Origin of the sequence: Streptomyces venezuelae (genome assembly GCF_008642275.1) — a bacterium.
GTDB classification, from domain to species: Bacteria; Actinomycetota; Actinomycetes; order Streptomycetales; family Streptomycetaceae; genus Streptomyces; species Streptomyces venezuelae_E.
Genome location: NZ_CP029189.1, coordinates 3,298,426 through 3,312,150 on the forward strand (window position 1 = coordinate 3,298,426; position 13,725 = coordinate 3,312,150).

10 protein-coding genes are annotated in these 13,725 nt (G+C 73.3%); 2 read left to right on the plus strand and 8 right to left on the minus strand.

All coding sequences use genetic code 11. The annotated features are described in order from the left end of the window. Window positions 1-330 precede the first annotated feature (330 nt). Window positions 331-993: a pyridoxamine 5'-phosphate oxidase gene (gene pdxH / locus DEJ51_RS14295; RefSeq protein WP_190620384.1), complete on the minus strand. Its 663-nt coding sequence runs from the start codon at window positions 991-993 to the stop codon at window positions 331-333. Between the two features lie 200 nt (window positions 994-1,193). Here pdxH and DEJ51_RS14300 point away from each other — a divergent pair, with 200 nt between their 5' ends. Further along, window positions 1,194-2,300, plus strand: coding sequence for a citrate synthase 2 (locus tag DEJ51_RS14300; RefSeq protein WP_030009579.1), 1,107 nt, complete (start codon window positions 1,194-1,196; stop codon window positions 2,298-2,300). 83 nt (window positions 2,301-2,383) lie between these two features. On the opposite strand, the gene DEJ51_RS14305 is transcribed toward DEJ51_RS14300, so the two are convergent. The 7 genes from DEJ51_RS14305 to DEJ51_RS14335 all read right to left on the minus strand — a co-directional run bounded on the left by DEJ51_RS14305 (window position 2,384) and on the right by DEJ51_RS14335 (window position 11,753). Then, window positions 2,384-2,971: a TetR/AcrR family transcriptional regulator gene (locus DEJ51_RS14305; protein WP_150257936.1), complete on the minus strand. Its 588-nt coding sequence runs from the start codon at window positions 2,969-2,971 to the stop codon at window positions 2,384-2,386. Then, window positions 2,959-3,696: an enoyl-CoA hydratase family protein gene (locus tag DEJ51_RS14310; protein WP_150257937.1), complete on the minus strand. Its 738-nt coding sequence runs from the start codon at window positions 3,694-3,696 to the stop codon at window positions 2,959-2,961. Before DEJ51_RS14310 ends, DEJ51_RS14305 begins: the two co-directional genes overlap by 13 nt. Before the next feature lie 684 nt (window positions 3,697-4,380). Next, window positions 4,381-5,541 carry an acyl-CoA dehydrogenase family protein gene (locus tag DEJ51_RS14315; protein ID WP_150257938.1) on the minus strand — a complete coding sequence of 387 codons (1,161 nt, stop codon included), beginning with the start codon at window positions 5,539-5,541 and terminating at the stop codon, window positions 4,381-4,383. Then, window positions 5,538-7,454 (minus strand): biotin carboxylase N-terminal domain-containing protein, encoded by a 1,917-nt coding sequence (locus DEJ51_RS14320; protein ID WP_150257939.1) that lies wholly within the window; start codon window positions 7,452-7,454, stop codon window positions 5,538-5,540. The genes DEJ51_RS14315 and DEJ51_RS14320 overlap by 4 nt, the downstream gene beginning before the upstream one ends. 8 nt (window positions 7,455-7,462) lie before the next feature. Continuing rightward, on the minus strand, window positions 7,463-9,061 hold the full coding sequence (locus DEJ51_RS14325) for an acyl-CoA carboxylase subunit beta (RefSeq protein ID WP_150257940.1): 1,599 nt from the start codon (window positions 9,059-9,061) through the stop codon (window positions 7,463-7,465). Continuing rightward, entirely contained in the window at window positions 9,058-10,890 is a 1,833-nt protein-coding gene (locus DEJ51_RS14330) for an acyclic terpene utilization AtuA family protein (RefSeq protein WP_150257941.1), read from the minus strand. Before DEJ51_RS14330 ends, DEJ51_RS14325 begins: the two co-directional genes overlap by 4 nt. Then, window positions 10,887-11,753, minus strand: a complete 867-nt coding sequence (locus DEJ51_RS14335) for a TIGR03084 family metal-binding protein (protein ID WP_150257942.1) — start codon at window positions 11,751-11,753, stop codon at window positions 10,887-10,889. Before DEJ51_RS14335 ends, DEJ51_RS14330 begins: the two co-directional genes overlap by 4 nt. Before the next feature lie 323 nt (window positions 11,754-12,076). Between DEJ51_RS14335 and DEJ51_RS14340 the strand changes: the two genes are divergently transcribed. Further along, window positions 12,077-13,714 (plus strand): CocE/NonD family hydrolase, encoded by a 1,638-nt coding sequence (locus tag DEJ51_RS14340; RefSeq protein ID WP_223835803.1) that lies wholly within the window; start codon window positions 12,077-12,079, stop codon window positions 13,712-13,714. Window positions 13,715-13,725 lie beyond the last annotated feature (11 nt).

Here is a 13,725-nt window from a genome sequence, read left to right on the forward strand (position 1 = left end):
ACACCCCATTTCCGCGATTGTCCAGTAATGATCCGCTTCGGACCCCTGGAAAATAATTGCTTGTGCGCAGGCGGAGGCGCTCCTAGGCTCTGCCTTACACGAGAAGGGAGGTGGTTCCCGAAATGTACGGAAACCGGACGCGTGAGGTGGCTGCGGGCTAGGGCCCGTCGTCAGTAGCGCACCCAGTGCGGTGCCCGGCGGAAAGCCTGGCGCCAATCCCAAGCAGTCACCCGACCCGCGGGCTCGCCGGTACGTCCGGCCGGCTTCTCTCACTGCAGGAGAGAAACCCGAGCCCGCGGGTCGTCTGCGTTCTCCGGAGCCGCTCCGGCCCTACGGGCAGAGCCGCTCCACGCGCCACTCGTCCCCGTCCAGGACGTAGCGCAGCCGGTCGTGCAGGCGGTTCTCGTGGCCCTGCCAGAACTCCACCGCCTCCGGGGCCACCCGCAGACCGCCCCACTCCGGCGGCACCGGGACCTGCTCGCCCTCCGGATAGCGGGCCTCCAGCTCGGCGTAGCGCCGGTCCAGCTCCGCGCGGGAGCCGATCACGCTGGACTGCTCGCTCGCCCAGGCGCCCAGCTGGGAGCCGTGCGGGCGGGAGCGGAAGTACGCGGCCGTCTCGTCGCGGCCGACACGGGCCGCCGTACCGGTGACGATCACCTGGCGGGCGATCGGATGCCACGGGAAGAGCAGCGCGACGTGCGGGTTCTCCTCCAGCTCACGGCCCTTGCGGGAGCCGTAGTTGGTGAAGAAGACAAAGCCCCGGCCGTCGAACTGCTTCATCAGCACCGTCCGGGAACTGGGCCGTCCGTCCGGGGTGGCCGTCGACACGACCATCGCGTTCGGTTCGAAGAGGTGCGAGTCGGCGGCCTGCTGGAACCAGAGGGCGAACTGGTCCATCGGATTCCCGGCGAGACTCCCCTCCTCGACGATCTCCGAGCGGTACTGCTTGCGCATCATGGCGGGGTCAATGTCCTGATCGGTCACGCTGGCCATCCTGCCGCAGCCGGACCGGTGACGGTGTGCCGTATGTCACGCTTCCGCAGTCGGGGTGGAGCGGCCAAAATCTTGGGGCCGGTCCGAAGGTCCCCGAGTGGGTGACCGACGGCCGTGCCGGGCATCAACGGGGATGACCGCGCCGGACCGCGAGTCACGCCGGGAGCCGCGCGTGTTCGCACTATCTGAGGAGCCGCCTGATGTCCGACTTCGTACCCGGGCTCGAAGGGGTCGTCGCGTTCGAGACGGAGATCGCCGAACCCGACAAGGAAGGCGGGTCGCTGCGCTACCGGGGCGTCGACATCGAAGACCTCGTCGGCCACGTCTCCTTCGGGAACGTCTGGGGCCTGCTGGTCGACGGTGCGTTCAACCCGGGCCTGCCGGCCGCCGAACCCTTCCCCATTCCGGTCCACTCCGGTGACATCCGTGTCGACGTCCAGTCCGCACTCGCGATGCTCGCCCCCGTGTGGGGTCTGAAACCGCTGCTGGACATCGACGTGCAGACCGCCCGCGACGATCTCGCGCGCGCCGCCGTGATGGCACTGTCGTACGTCGCCCAGTCCGCCCGCGGCCAGGGCCTGCCCATGGTGCCGCAGCGGGAGATCGACAAGGCCGAGTCCGTCGTCGAGCGGTTCATGATCCGCTGGCGGGGCGAGCCGGACCCGCGCCACGTCAAGGCCGTCGACGCGTACTGGACCTCGGCCGCCGAGCACGGCATGAACGCCTCCACCTTCACCGCACGGGTGATCGCGTCGACCGGCGCGGACGTCGCCGCCGCCCTGTCCGGCGCCGTGGGCGCCATGTCGGGGCCGCTGCACGGCGGGGCGCCGTCCCGCGTACTCGGCATGATCGAGGAGATCGAGCGCACCGGCGACGCCGTGGCGTACGTGAAGAAGGCCCTCGACAAGGGCGAGCGGCTGATGGGCTTCGGGCACCGCGTCTACCGTGCCGAGGACCCGCGCGCCCGCGTGCTGCGGCGCACGGCCAAGGAGCTCGACGCGCCGCGCTACGAGGTGGCCGCCGCACTGGAGAAGGCCGCGCTGGAAGAGCTGCACGCCCGCCGCCCCGACCGGGTGCTCGCCACGAACGTGGAGTTCTGGGCCGCGATCATGCTGGACTTCGCCGAGGTTCCGGCGCACATGTTCACGTCGATGTTCAGCTGCGCCCGTACCGCCGGATGGTCGGCGCACATCCTGGAGCAGAAGCGCACGGGCCGCCTGGTGCGGCCCTCGGCCCGCTACATCGGGCCGGGGCGGCGCAACCCGCAGGAGATCGAGGGCTACGCGGACATCGCCGAGACCGCCTAGCGGACACGCCCTGGCGCCACGCGTGCCGGGCGCCGTACCCCTGCCGACGGGGTGCGGCGCCCTGCGCGTTCCCGCCGCCCGCCTCAGCCCAGGGCCGCGTCGATGATCCGGGACCACTGGGCCACCACCCGGGCCCGGCGGGCCCTGTCGTCGGTGAGCACGTTGGCCAGGCCGAGGCCCCGTGCCATGTCCAGCAGGCCCTGCACGGTCTCCCGTACGCCCGGCACCGACTCGTCGGCGCCCAGCAGCTCGACGGCGATGCGGTGGGTCTCGCGGCCGACCCGGGCCTCCAGTTCGGTGACCCGGGGGCGCAGCTGCTCCTCGTTGGACGCGGCCACCCACAGCTGGAGGGCGGCCCGGAAGAGGGCGCCGGTGTACAGGTCCACGAGGGCCTCCACCACGGCGGGGCGGGCGGCCGGGCCGGCGTGGAAGAGGTCGCGCAGGGCGGTGGAGCGTTCCTCGGCCACGTACTCGACGGCCGCGGTGAACAGGTCCTCGCGGGTCGGGAAGTGGTGCTGGGCGGCGCCGCGCGAGACCCCGGCCCGTTCGGCGACGACCGAGACGGTCGAGCCGGCCCAGCCGTGCTCCGCGAGGCAGGACACGGCCGACTCCAGGAGGTGGCGGCGGGTGACGCGGCTGCGCGCCTGCTTGGGGCCGGTCACAGCGACCATGACGGTTCCCGGCGCTCGAAGCGGGCGGTGATGCCTTCGCGTGCCTCGGCGGAGGCGAAGAGTCCTGCGGACAGCTCGGTGAGGCGGGTGCCGTCGCGGGTGAGTGCCTCGCGTACGGCGGTGGAGGTCAGTGCCTTGGTGGTGGCCAGCCCCTGCGGGGAGGCCTTGCGCAGGCCTGCGAGTACGGGCTCCAGGGCCGCGTCCACGTCCTCGCCGTGCAGCGTGAGCAGGCCGATCCGGGTGGCCTCGGCGGCGTCGAAGGCTTCGGCGGTGAGGAAGTAGCGGGCGGCGGCGCGCGGGTCGAGGCGCGGCAGCAGCGGCATGGAGATCACGGCGGGGGCGAGGCCGAGGTGGGTCTCGGTGAAGGCGTACGAGGACTGCGGTCCGGCGGCGGCGATGTCGCAGACGCCGAGCAGCCCGAGGCCGCCGGCCCGGACGTGGCCGGTGACCCGGGCGACGACGGGCTTGGGCAGCTCGGCGGTCTCGCGGAGCAGGGCCAGGAAGTCGGCGGGGTCGCAGGGGGACTTGAGGTCGGCCCCGGCGCAGAAGGTGTTGCCGGTGTGGGTGAGGACGACGGCGCGGACGGCGGTGTCCTCGGCGGTGGCGGCGAGCGCGGACCGGAGCTCGCCGACGAGCCCGGCGGAGAGGGCGTTGCGGGTGCCCGGGGAGTCCAGGGTGAGGGTGGCGATGCCGGTCGCCTGGGCGGCGTGCACGAGTGGGGCCATGTCTCCTCCGGAGTGGTGTGCGGATGGGGGTACTTCGGGAACGGGGCCCCTCCGGGAGGGTACGTGGAGGTCCCCTGGTTCGGCGGTGCGCGGTCCCTGCCGGGCCCCTGCGGGGTGCTCGGCGGTGTGCGGTCCGGGCCGGTCCCCCTGCGGGGTGGCTCGGCGGTGTGCGGTCCGGGCCGGTCCCCTGCGGGGTGGCTCGGCGGTGTGCGGTCCGGGCCGGTCCCCTGCGGGGTGGCTCGGCGGTGTGCGGCTCGGGCGGTCCCCGCCGGGGTGGGCGCCTCAAACGCCGGCGGGGCTGGATTGGGGGTCTGTCGCTGTGCGGGGGCTGGCGGGTGTGGGGTGGTGCCCCGCACGAGGATCTCCTCGGCTCGGCGCGCGCGGGGCGTCCCGGCCAGACGGCCGTGGTCGCGCCTCGTCCTGCGGGGACCCTCCTACGTGTCACCACCCCACACCAGGGCTTCGACAGCCCACGCACACCAAGCCCCGCCGGCGATTGAGGCGACCACCCCAGGCAGGGACAGCCCGCGCACATCAAGCCCCGCCGGCGATTGAGGCGACCACCCCTGACGGGGACGACCCGCACAAGTTCAGCCCCGCCGGCGATTGAGGCGCGGGTCCGGGCAGAGCCCGGGACACGGCACACACCGCCGAGCCGCCCGCAGGGCAGAGGCAGGGCCACCGTTAGTAGGACTTGGGGAGGCCCAGGGTTTGGTGGGAGATGAAGTTCAGGATCATCTCGCGGCTGACCGGGGCGATGCGGGCCACGCGGGAGGCGGTGATGAGGGAGGCCAGGCCGTATTCGCGGGTGAGGCCGTTGCCGCCGAGGGTGTGGACGGCCTGGTCCACCGCTCGGACGCAGGCCTCCGCAGCGGCGTACTTGGCCATGTTCGCCGCCTCGCCCGCGCCCATGTCGTCGCCCGCGTCGTACAGGGCGGCCGCCTTCTGCGTCATGAGGCGGGCCAGTTCCAGTTCGATGCGGGCCTGGGCGAGCGGGTGGGCCACGGCCTGGTGCGCGCCGATGGGCGCCTTCCAGACCTGGCGGGTCTTCGCGTAGTCGACGGCTTTGCCGAGGGCGTGGCGGCCCATCCCGATGGCGAAGGCGGCGGTCATGATGCGTTCGGGGTTGAGGCCCGCGAAGAGCTGGAGGAGGCCCGCGTCCTCGTCGCCGACCAGGGCGGAGGACGGCAGGCGGACCTCGTCCAGGGTCAGTTCGAACTGCTTCTCCGCCGCCTGGAGTTCCATGTCGATGACCGAGCGGCCGAAGCCGGGGGCGTCGCGCGGGACGATGAACAGGCAGGGCTTGAGGCTGCCGGTGCGAGCGTCTTCGGTGCGGCCGACGATGAGGGTGGCGTCGGCGATGTCGACGCCGGAGATGAAGACCTTGCGGCCGGTGAGGATCCAGTCGTCGCCGTCGCGGCGGGCGGTGGTGGTGATCCGGTGGGAGTTGGATCCGGCGTCGGGTTCGGTGATGCCGAAGGCCATGGTGCGGCTGCCGTCGGCGAGGCCGGGCAGCCATTCCCGTTTCTGGGCGTCGGTGCCGAAGCGGGCGATGACCGTGCCGCAGATGGCGGGTGAGACGACCATCATGAGGAGGGGGCAGCCCGCGGCTCCGAGTTCTTCGAGCACGATGGAGAGTTCGGCGATGCCGCCGCCTCCGCCGCCGTACTCCTCGGGCAGGTTGACCCCGAGGTAGCCGAGCTTCGCGGCGTCGGCCCACAGCTCGTCGGGGTGGCCGCCGTCGCGGGCGACGCGGGCCAGGTATTCGCGGCCGTAGCGCTGTCCGAGGGCGGTGACGGCGGTGCGCAGGGCCTTGTGTTCGGTGGATTCGATGATGGAGCTCATGGCTGCGGTTCCTCCTGGACTACGGCGAGCAGGGTGCCGAACTCGACCTGTTGGCCGGTGGCGACGTGGAGCGCGGTGAGCGTGCCGGAGGCGGGAGCGAGGATGCGGTGCTCCATCTTCATTGCCTCCAGCCAGAGCAGGGGCTGGCCTGCGGTGACGGGGCTGCCGGGGGCCAGGCCCTCGGCGGTGCGGACGACGGTGCCGGGCATGGGGGCGAGCAGTGAGCCCGGTTCGGTGCGGTCCTGGGGGTCCGGGAACCGGGGAACGGGGGTGAGGGTGTGGGCGCCGAGTGCGGAGTCCACGTAGATCTCGGTTCCGTTCGAATTCTGTTTCACGTGGAACGTCCGGCGGATTCCGTCGACTTCGAGGGTGACGAGGGTCGCAGTGACCGCCAGGACCAGGATCCCGGGGTGGTTCACCGGGTGGTACTGGACCTCGTACTCGGTGCCGGCGGACCGGTAGCGGCGGGTGTGGGGTTGCGAGCGGAGGTTGCGCCAGCCGCCGAGGCGGGCGGCGAGCGGGGCGTCCGGGCCGGGGGCCGCTTCGGCCAGGGCTGCGGCGAGGGCGGCCGGGGTGGCGTCGGGGGCGCCGCCGGTGAGGGTGTCGAGGTGGCGGTCGTAGAAGCCGGTGTCGAGCTGGCCGGCGGCGAACTCCGGGTGCCGCAGGGAGCGTACGAGGAGCTCGCGGTTGGTGGTGAGCCCGTGGATGCGGGCTCCGGCGAGGGCGGCGGCGAGGGCCCGGACCGCTTCGGCGCGGGTGGGGGCGTGGGCGACGACCTTGGCGAGCATGGGGTCGTAGTGGATGCCGACGGTGTCGCCGTCCGTGAACCCGGTGTCCACGCGGACGTGGCCCGGGAGGTCGAGGGTGTGCAGGGTGCCGGTCTGCGGGCGCCAGTCCTGGGCGGGGTCCTCGGCGTAGAGGCGGGCTTCGACGGCGTGGCCGGTGGGCTGCGGGGGTGCCGGGGGCAGGGCCGCGCCCTCGGCGACGCGCAGCTGGAGGGCGACGAGGTCGAGGCCGAAGACGGCTTCGGTGACGGGGTGTTCGACCTGGAGGCGGGTGTTCATCTCCAGGAAGTAGGGGCGTCCGTCGGCGGTGACGAGGAACTCGACGGTGCCCGCTCCCTCGTAGGAGACGGCCCGGGCGGCGGCGACGGCGGCCTCGTGGAGGGTGGTGCGCAGGGTTTCGGGGAGGCCGGGGGCGGGGGCCTCCTCGATGACCTTCTGGTGGCGGCGTTGGAGGGAGCAGTCGCGGGTGCCCAGTGCCCAGACGGTGCCGTGGGTGTCGGCGAGGATCTGGACCTCGACGTGGCGGCCGCGTTCCACATAGGGCTCGGCGAAGACCTCGCCGTCGCCGAAGGCGGAGCGGGCCTCGGCCGAGGCGGCGTCGAGGGCCTCCCCCAGCTGGTCGAGGTCGCGGACCACGCGCATGCCGCGGCCGCCTCCGCCGGCCGCGGCCTTGAGGAGGAGGGGCAGGTCGGCGGGGGTGGCGGTGGCCGGGTCGACGGGGTCGAGGAGGGGCACCCCGGCGGCGCGCACGAGTTCCTTGGCACGGGTCTTGGAGGCCATGGCCTCGATGGCGTCGGGGGGCGGGCCGATCCAGGTCAGTCCGGCGGCCAGGACCTGGCGGGCGAAGTCGGCGTTCTCGGAGAGGAAGCCGTAGCCGGGGTGCACGGCGTCGGCGCCCGCGGCGAGGGCGGCCTTGATGATCAGCTCGCCGCGCAGGTAGGTGTCGGCGGGGGCCGCACCGGGCAGCCGTACGGCCGCGTCGGCGACGCGGACGTGCAGGGCGCCGGCGTCGGGGTCGGAGTGGACGGCGACGGTGGCCAGGCCCAGGGTGCGGGCGGTCCTGAAGATCCGGACGGCGATCTCGCCGCGGTTGGCGACGAGGAGGGAGGTGATGGGCTGCTGGGTCATGTGCGGGCTCACATCCGGAAGACGCCGAAGCCGCCACGGGCGCCCTCGACGGGGGCGTTGTGGACGGCCGACAGGCACAGGCCGAGGACGGTACGGGTATCGCGCGGGTCGATGACTCCGTCGTCGTAGATCCGCCCGGACAGGAACATCGGCAGGGACTCGGACTCGATCTGCGCTTCGACGAAGGCGCGCATTCCGGCGTCCTGCTCCTCGTCGTACGGGAGCCCCTTGGCGGCGGCGGACTGCCGGGACACGATGGAGAGCACTCCGGCCAGCTGCTGGGGGCCCATGACGGCGGACTTGGCGCTGGGCCAGGCGAAGAGGAAGCGGGGCTCGTAGGCGCGCCCGCACATGCCGTAGTGGCCTGCGCCGTAGCTCGCGCCGATGAGGACGGAGAGGTGGGGGACGCGGGAGTTGGAGACCGCGTTGATCATCATCGAGCCGTGTTTGACGATGCCGCCCTGCTCGTACTCCTTGCCGACCATGTAGCCGGTGGTGTTGTGGAGGAAGAGGAGCGGGATGTCTCGCTGGTTGGCGAGCTGGATGAACTGGGCGGCCTTCTGTGACTCGGCGCTGAACAGCACGCCCTGGGCGTTGGCGAGGATGCCGACCGGGTAGCCGTGCAGGGTGGCCCAGCCGGTGACGAGGCTGGGGCCGTAGAGGGGCTTGAACTCGTCGAAGTCGGAGGCGTCGACGATCCGGGCGATGACCTCGCGCGGATCGAAGGGGGTCTTGAGGTCGGGCGGGACGATGCCGAGGAGTTCCTCGGGGTCGTGGAGGGGTTCCTCGGCCTTCGGCGGGTCCTGGTGGGGCTTGCGGTGGTTCAGACGGGCCACGACGCGGCGGGCCTGGCGGATGGCGTCGTACTCGTCGAGGGCGTAGTGGTCGGCGAGTCCGGAGACGCGGGCGTGCATGTCGGCGCCGCCGAGGGACTCGTCGTCGCTCTCCTCGCCGGTGGCCATCTTGACCAGGGGCGGACCGCCGAGGAACACCTTGGAACGGTCCTTGATCATGATGGTGTGGTCGGACATGCCGGGGACGTAGGCGCCTCCGGCGGTGGAGTTGCCGAAGACGACGGCGACGGTCGGGATGCCGTCGGCGGAGAGCCGGGTGAGGTCGCGGAAGATCGCGCCGCCCGGGATGAAGATCTCCTTCTGGGAGGGCAGGTCGGCGCCGCCGGACTCCACGAGGCTGATGACGGGGAGGCGGTTCTGCCGGGCGATCTCGTTCGCGCGCAGGGCCTTCTTGAGGGTCCACGGGTTGGAGGCGCCGCCGCGGACGGTGGGGTCGTTGGCGGTGATCAGGCACTCGACGCCTTCGACGGTGCCGATGCCGGTGACCATCGAGGCGCCGACGGGGTAGTCGCTGCCCCAGGCGGCGAGCGGGGACAGTTCCAGGAACGGGGTGTCGGGATCCAGGAGCAGCTCGACGCGCTCGCGCGCCAGCAGCTTGCCGCGGGCCCGGTGGCGGGCCGTGTACTTGTCGCCGCCGCCCTGCAGGGCCTTGGCGTGCTCGGCGTCGAGGGCGGCGAGGCGCTCCAGCGCGGCGGTACGGGCCCGGGTGTGCTCGGGGGCGTGCGGGTCGACGGTGGTGCCGAGGCGGGTCATGAGGTGGCCTCCGGGGCCGGGAGGAGGGCGGCGGGGATGTCGAGGTGGCGGGCGCGGAGCCATTCGCCGAGTGCCTTGGCCTGGGGGTCGAAGCGGTGGCCGGAGGCGACGCCGTCGCCGAGGATGCCGGTGACGGTGAAGTTGAGGGCGCGGAGGTTGGGCAGTTCGTGCCGGGTCACCGCGTGGCGCGCGGTCTCGGGGAGCAGGGCCCGGAAGCGGTCGACGGTGAGGGTGTCGCGCAGCCAGTCCCAGGCGGGGCCGGTGGCGACCCAGACGCCGACGTTGGCGTCGCCGCCCTTGTCGCCGCTGCGGGCCCCGGCCAGCGCCCCGAGGGGGGCGCGGACGGTCTCCCGGGGCTCCGCCCCGGACCCGGCGGGGGCTGCGCCCCCGACCCCCTCGGGGGCTCCGCCCCCGGACCCCCGCGCCTCAAACGCCGGCGAGGCTGGAAATGCGGCGGTCTCCGCCGACCCGGCTGAACGTGCGGCCGGCTCGTCCGGCCCGGCTGAACGTGCGGTCGGCTCGTCCGGTGGGGCTGGATGTGCGGCGGGTGGGGCGGGGATCTGGACGCGGGTGCCGTCCGGGAGGACCGCGGTGTGGGGGACCTCCGTTGCCGGGGCGGAGGTGGAGGCGAAGACGCCGTAGGGCTGGGCCGGGCCCGGTGGGGTGGTGACGTGGAAGCCCGGGTAGCTGGCGAGGGCCAGCTCGATCGCCGCCGAGGTCAGGGTGCGGCCGACCCGGTCCGGGGACGGGTCGCGGACCACCAGCCGGAGCAGGGCGGAGGCCGTCTCCTGCGTGTCGGCGTCCTCGTGGTCGGTGCGGGCCAGGGTCCAGGTGGTGTCGGCCACGCCCGCCAGCACCTCGGCGAGCTGGGTGCGGACGAGGTCCGCCTTGGCCTCGACGTCCAGGCCCGTCAGGACGAAGACGACCTCGTTGCGCCAGCCGCCGAGCCGGGTGACGCCCACCTTCAGGGAGGGCGGCGGGGCCTCGCCGCGCACTCCCGTGACGCGTACCCGGTCGGTGCCCTCGTCGGTCAGCCGGACGGTGTCCAGGCGGGCGGTCACGTCCGGGCCCAGGTAGCGGACGCCCTGGGTCTCGTAGAGGAGCTGGGCGGTGACGGTGCCGGTGGTGACGGCTCCGCCGGTGCCGGGGTGTTTGGTGATGACCGCCGAGCCGTCCGCGGAGATCTCCGCGAGCGGGAAGCCGGGGCGGCGGACGTCGTGGGCGGTGAAGAAGGAGTAGTTGCCGCCGGTGGCCTGGGTGCCGCATTCCAGGACGTGGCCGGCGACGACCGCCCCCGCCAGCCGGTCGTGGTCCTCCGGCGTCCAGTCGAACCACCAGGCGGCCGGGCCGCTGACCAGCGCCGCGTCCGTGACCCGGCCGGTGACGACCACGTCCGCCCCGGCCCGCAGGCAGGCGGTGATGCCGGCGCCGCCGAGGTAGGCGTTGGCCGTCAGGGCGCCTTCCTCGCGCGAGGTGAGGTCGTCGCCCTCGACGTGGGCCACGGAGACGGGCACGCCCACCTTGGCGGCCAGCGCCCGTACCGCGTCGGCGAGTCCGGCCGGATGCAGGCCTCCCGCGTTCGTGACGATCCGTACGCCCCGTTCGTGCGCGAGCCCGAGGCCCTCCTCCAGCTGGCGCAGGAAGGTCTTGGCGTAGCCGAGCTCGGGGTTCTTCAGGCGGTCCCGGCCCAGGATCAGCATGGTCAGCTCGGCCAGGTAGTCCCCGGTCAGCACGTCGAGGGGGCCGCCGGTGAGCATCTCGGTCAGGGCGCTGAAGCGGTCGCCGTAGAAGCCGGACGCGTTGCCGATGCGCAGCGGCCGCCGGCTCATCGCCCGGCCCCCTGGTCCGGTCCGGCAGCCGGGTCCTGTCCGGCCTCCGGCTGCCGCCCGGCGCCCGGTTCGCGGCCCGCGCCCGCCGGGCCGGCGAACGCCTGGGCGATGTCCAGCCACTGGTCCGCGTCGGGGCCGGTCGCGGTCAGGGCGAGATCGGCGCGGTGGGCCCGCTGGGTGACCAGGAGGCAGAAGTCGAGCGCCGGGCCCGTGATCCGCTGCGGGGCGTCCTGCGGACCGTACGTCCACACCTGTGGGCCGTCGGGGGCCGTCAGCTCCACCCGGAACTGCTCTCCGGGCGCGGGCAGTCCGCGTACGGCGTAGGCGTAGTCGCGGGCCCGTACGCCGATGCGCGCCACGTGCCGCAGTCGGCCGGTCGGGGTGCGGCGCACGCCGAGCGCGTCGGCGACGTCCTGGCCGTGGGCCCAGGTCTCCATCAGGCGGGCGCTGGCCATGGAGGCGGCCTTCATCGGGGGCCCGTACCAGGGGAATCGGGTGTCGGGCGAGGCCGTGGCAAGGGCCTGGGCGAGGGTGTCGCGGGTCCCCCGCCAGCGGATGAGCAGTTCGGCGGGCGGCAGCCCCGCGTACTCGCGCGCGCCGTCGTCGACGAAGGAGTCGGGGGCCTTCAGCGCCTCCTCGACCATGACGCCGAAACCCGTGGCGTCGGTGAGGGAGAGCAGGGAGGCCCGGTCGGTCCAGTGCAGGTGGGCGATCTGGTGGGCGATGGTCCAACCGGGTGCGGGGGTGGGCCGGGCCCAGTCCGGTTCGGCCAACCCTCTTACCAGGGAGTCCAGTTCACGGCCTTCCTCGCGCAGATCTGCGAAGACGGCGACGGCTGCGTCGACGGCGGACGGATCGGGCACGGTGCGCTCCCCTTCTCGGCGTGAGGGGAAGACTGGCAGCACTCATCAAAACAATCAAGCATGCTTGCATGATGTTCTCGGGTGGCGGCACCTTCCCGCCACGCGGGCCAACGCACCTCACGGAGAGGGCAGTTGTCGCTCCGCCCGCCGGCCGCAGGTCCCGCCGCGCGGCGGCCCGCGGAACCGGCGGGGACGATTTCGGCCGCAACCCGGAAACTCGCGATACGTCACCGGATGTCCCGTCGATACTGAACGCTCCGCTCCGGGCCCGGGCGGGCGCACACGTTCCTGTCACTCGACGACGCCGAAGAGGATGGACCGACGTGACTCCAGCCGCCCGTACCCCCTTCTCCCGCACGCCCTTCTCGCTCTATCCCGAACTCGACGCGACCGCCCTCCTGGCCTTCGTCACCGCCCTGGAGAGCGGCGACGTCACCGGGCTGGCCCCCGCCCGCGCCGCCGAGGTCGCAGAGGTCCGCTCGGTCGCCGTCTTCACCCGGAGCAAGGTGACCGGAGCCGACGGGGACCTCCTCGACGCCGCGCTCTGGCGGCACACCGGGCCCCAGCCCCGCCCCGCCGTCGTCATGCCCTCGCCGTGGACCGGCCTGGGCTGGCTCCCGTACGCCGTCCAGGCCTCCCGCTTCGCCGCCCGCGGCTACAACGTCCTCGCGTACTCCGCCCGCGGCTTCGGCGGCTCCGAAGGCCAGGTCGACGTGGCGGGCCCGCTCGACGTCGCCGACGGCAGCCGGGCCCTGGACCACCTCGTCGAGCGCAGCACCGGCCCGGTGACGAGGATCGGCTTCCTCGGCGACTCGTACGGCTCCGGGATCAGCCAGCTCGTCGCCGCGCACGACACCCGCGTCGACGCCGTGGTCGCGCTCAGCACCTGGGGCGACCTCGGCGAGGCCTTCTACGAGAACTCCACCCGGCACGTCGCGGCCGTACGGGCCCTGCTCGACGCGGCCGCGAAGGCCCGGCTGAGCCCGCAGACGCAGAGCGTCTTCGACAACGTCCTCGCCGACCGCGACGTCCGGGGCACCCTGCGCTGGGCGGAGACCCGCTCGCCCTTCACCCACATCAAGGAGCTCAACCGCCGCCAGGTGCCGGTCTTCTTCTCGCACGCCTGGCACGAGACGCTCTTCCCGCCCAACCAGACGCTGAAGATGTTCAACGAACTGACCGGCCCCAAACGCCTCGCCGTCTCCATCGGCGACCACTCCGGCCCCGAGATGACCGGCATGCTCGGCCTGCCCAACCGGATCTGGACGGACGCCCACCGCTGGCTCGACCACCACCTCAGGGAGATCGACAAGGGCATCCACGCCGAGGGCCAGGTACTCGGCGAGGTCATGTGGAGCAGGACCCTCGAATTCCGGCCGACCTGGCCGTCCCTCACCGAACGCCTGGAACGGCTGCACCTGGCGGGCGACGGCGAGCTCGGCGACGAACCGCAGCCCGGCTGGACGTCGACCGTGCTGTGCGGGGTCGACACCCCGGCGACGGTCGCCGACACGGTGGTGCAGTCCGGCTACGCGGAGATCGCCGGCCGCCCGAAGACCTACCGGACCCAGGACATCGACCGCACCGTCGCCGCCGTGTGGACCGCCGACCCGGCCGCGGAGACGATGCGGCTGCGCGGGACACCGCGGCTGCGCGTGACGTACCGGGCGGCGAACCCCGGGTCGACCTTCGTCGCGTACCTCCTCGACACGGCCCCCGACGGCACGGCCCACCTCGTCACGCACGCCCCGTACACCGACCTGGGTTCCCCGCCCGACAGCCTGATCAGCGCGGACATCGATCTCCAGGCCACGGCCTACGACCTGCCGCGCGGCCACCGCCTGATGCTGGTGATCGACGCCCGCGACCCCTTCTACGCCGACGCCAACCTGCCCCGGGCGACCCTGGCGTTCACCTCCCCGGACGCCACCCCGTCCTACCTGGACCTCCCGCTCGGCTGACCCCGCACCCG

What these genes read in the sequence shown, in the direction of transcription:
- DEJ51_RS14320 (WP_150257939.1), bottom strand. Translation starts at nt 7,454, where the DNA reads ATGACCCAGCAGCCCATCACCTCCCTCCTCGTCGCCAACCGCGGCGAG.
- pdxH (WP_190620384.1), bottom strand. Translation starts at nt 993, where the DNA reads ATGGCCAGCGTGACCGATCAGGACATTGACCCCGCCATGATGCGCAAG.
- DEJ51_RS14315 (WP_150257938.1), bottom strand. Translation starts at nt 5,541, where the DNA reads ATGAGCTCCATCATCGAATCCACCGAACACAAGGCCCTGCGCACCGCC.
- DEJ51_RS14305 (WP_150257936.1), bottom strand. Translation starts at nt 2,971, where the DNA reads ATGGTCGCTGTGACCGGCCCCAAGCAGGCGCGCAGCCGCGTCACCCGC.
- DEJ51_RS14325 (WP_150257940.1), bottom strand. Translation starts at nt 9,061, where the DNA reads ATGACCCGCCTCGGCACCACCGTCGACCCGCACGCCCCCGAGCACACC.
- DEJ51_RS14310 (WP_150257937.1), bottom strand. Translation starts at nt 3,696, where the DNA reads ATGGCCCCACTCGTGCACGCCGCCCAGGCGACCGGCATCGCCACCCTC.
- DEJ51_RS14300 (WP_030009579.1), top strand. Translation starts at nt 1,194, where the DNA reads ATGTCCGACTTCGTACCCGGGCTCGAAGGGGTCGTCGCGTTCGAGACG.
- DEJ51_RS14330 (WP_150257941.1), bottom strand. Translation starts at nt 10,890, where the DNA reads ATGAGCCGGCGGCCGCTGCGCATCGGCAACGCGTCCGGCTTCTACGGC.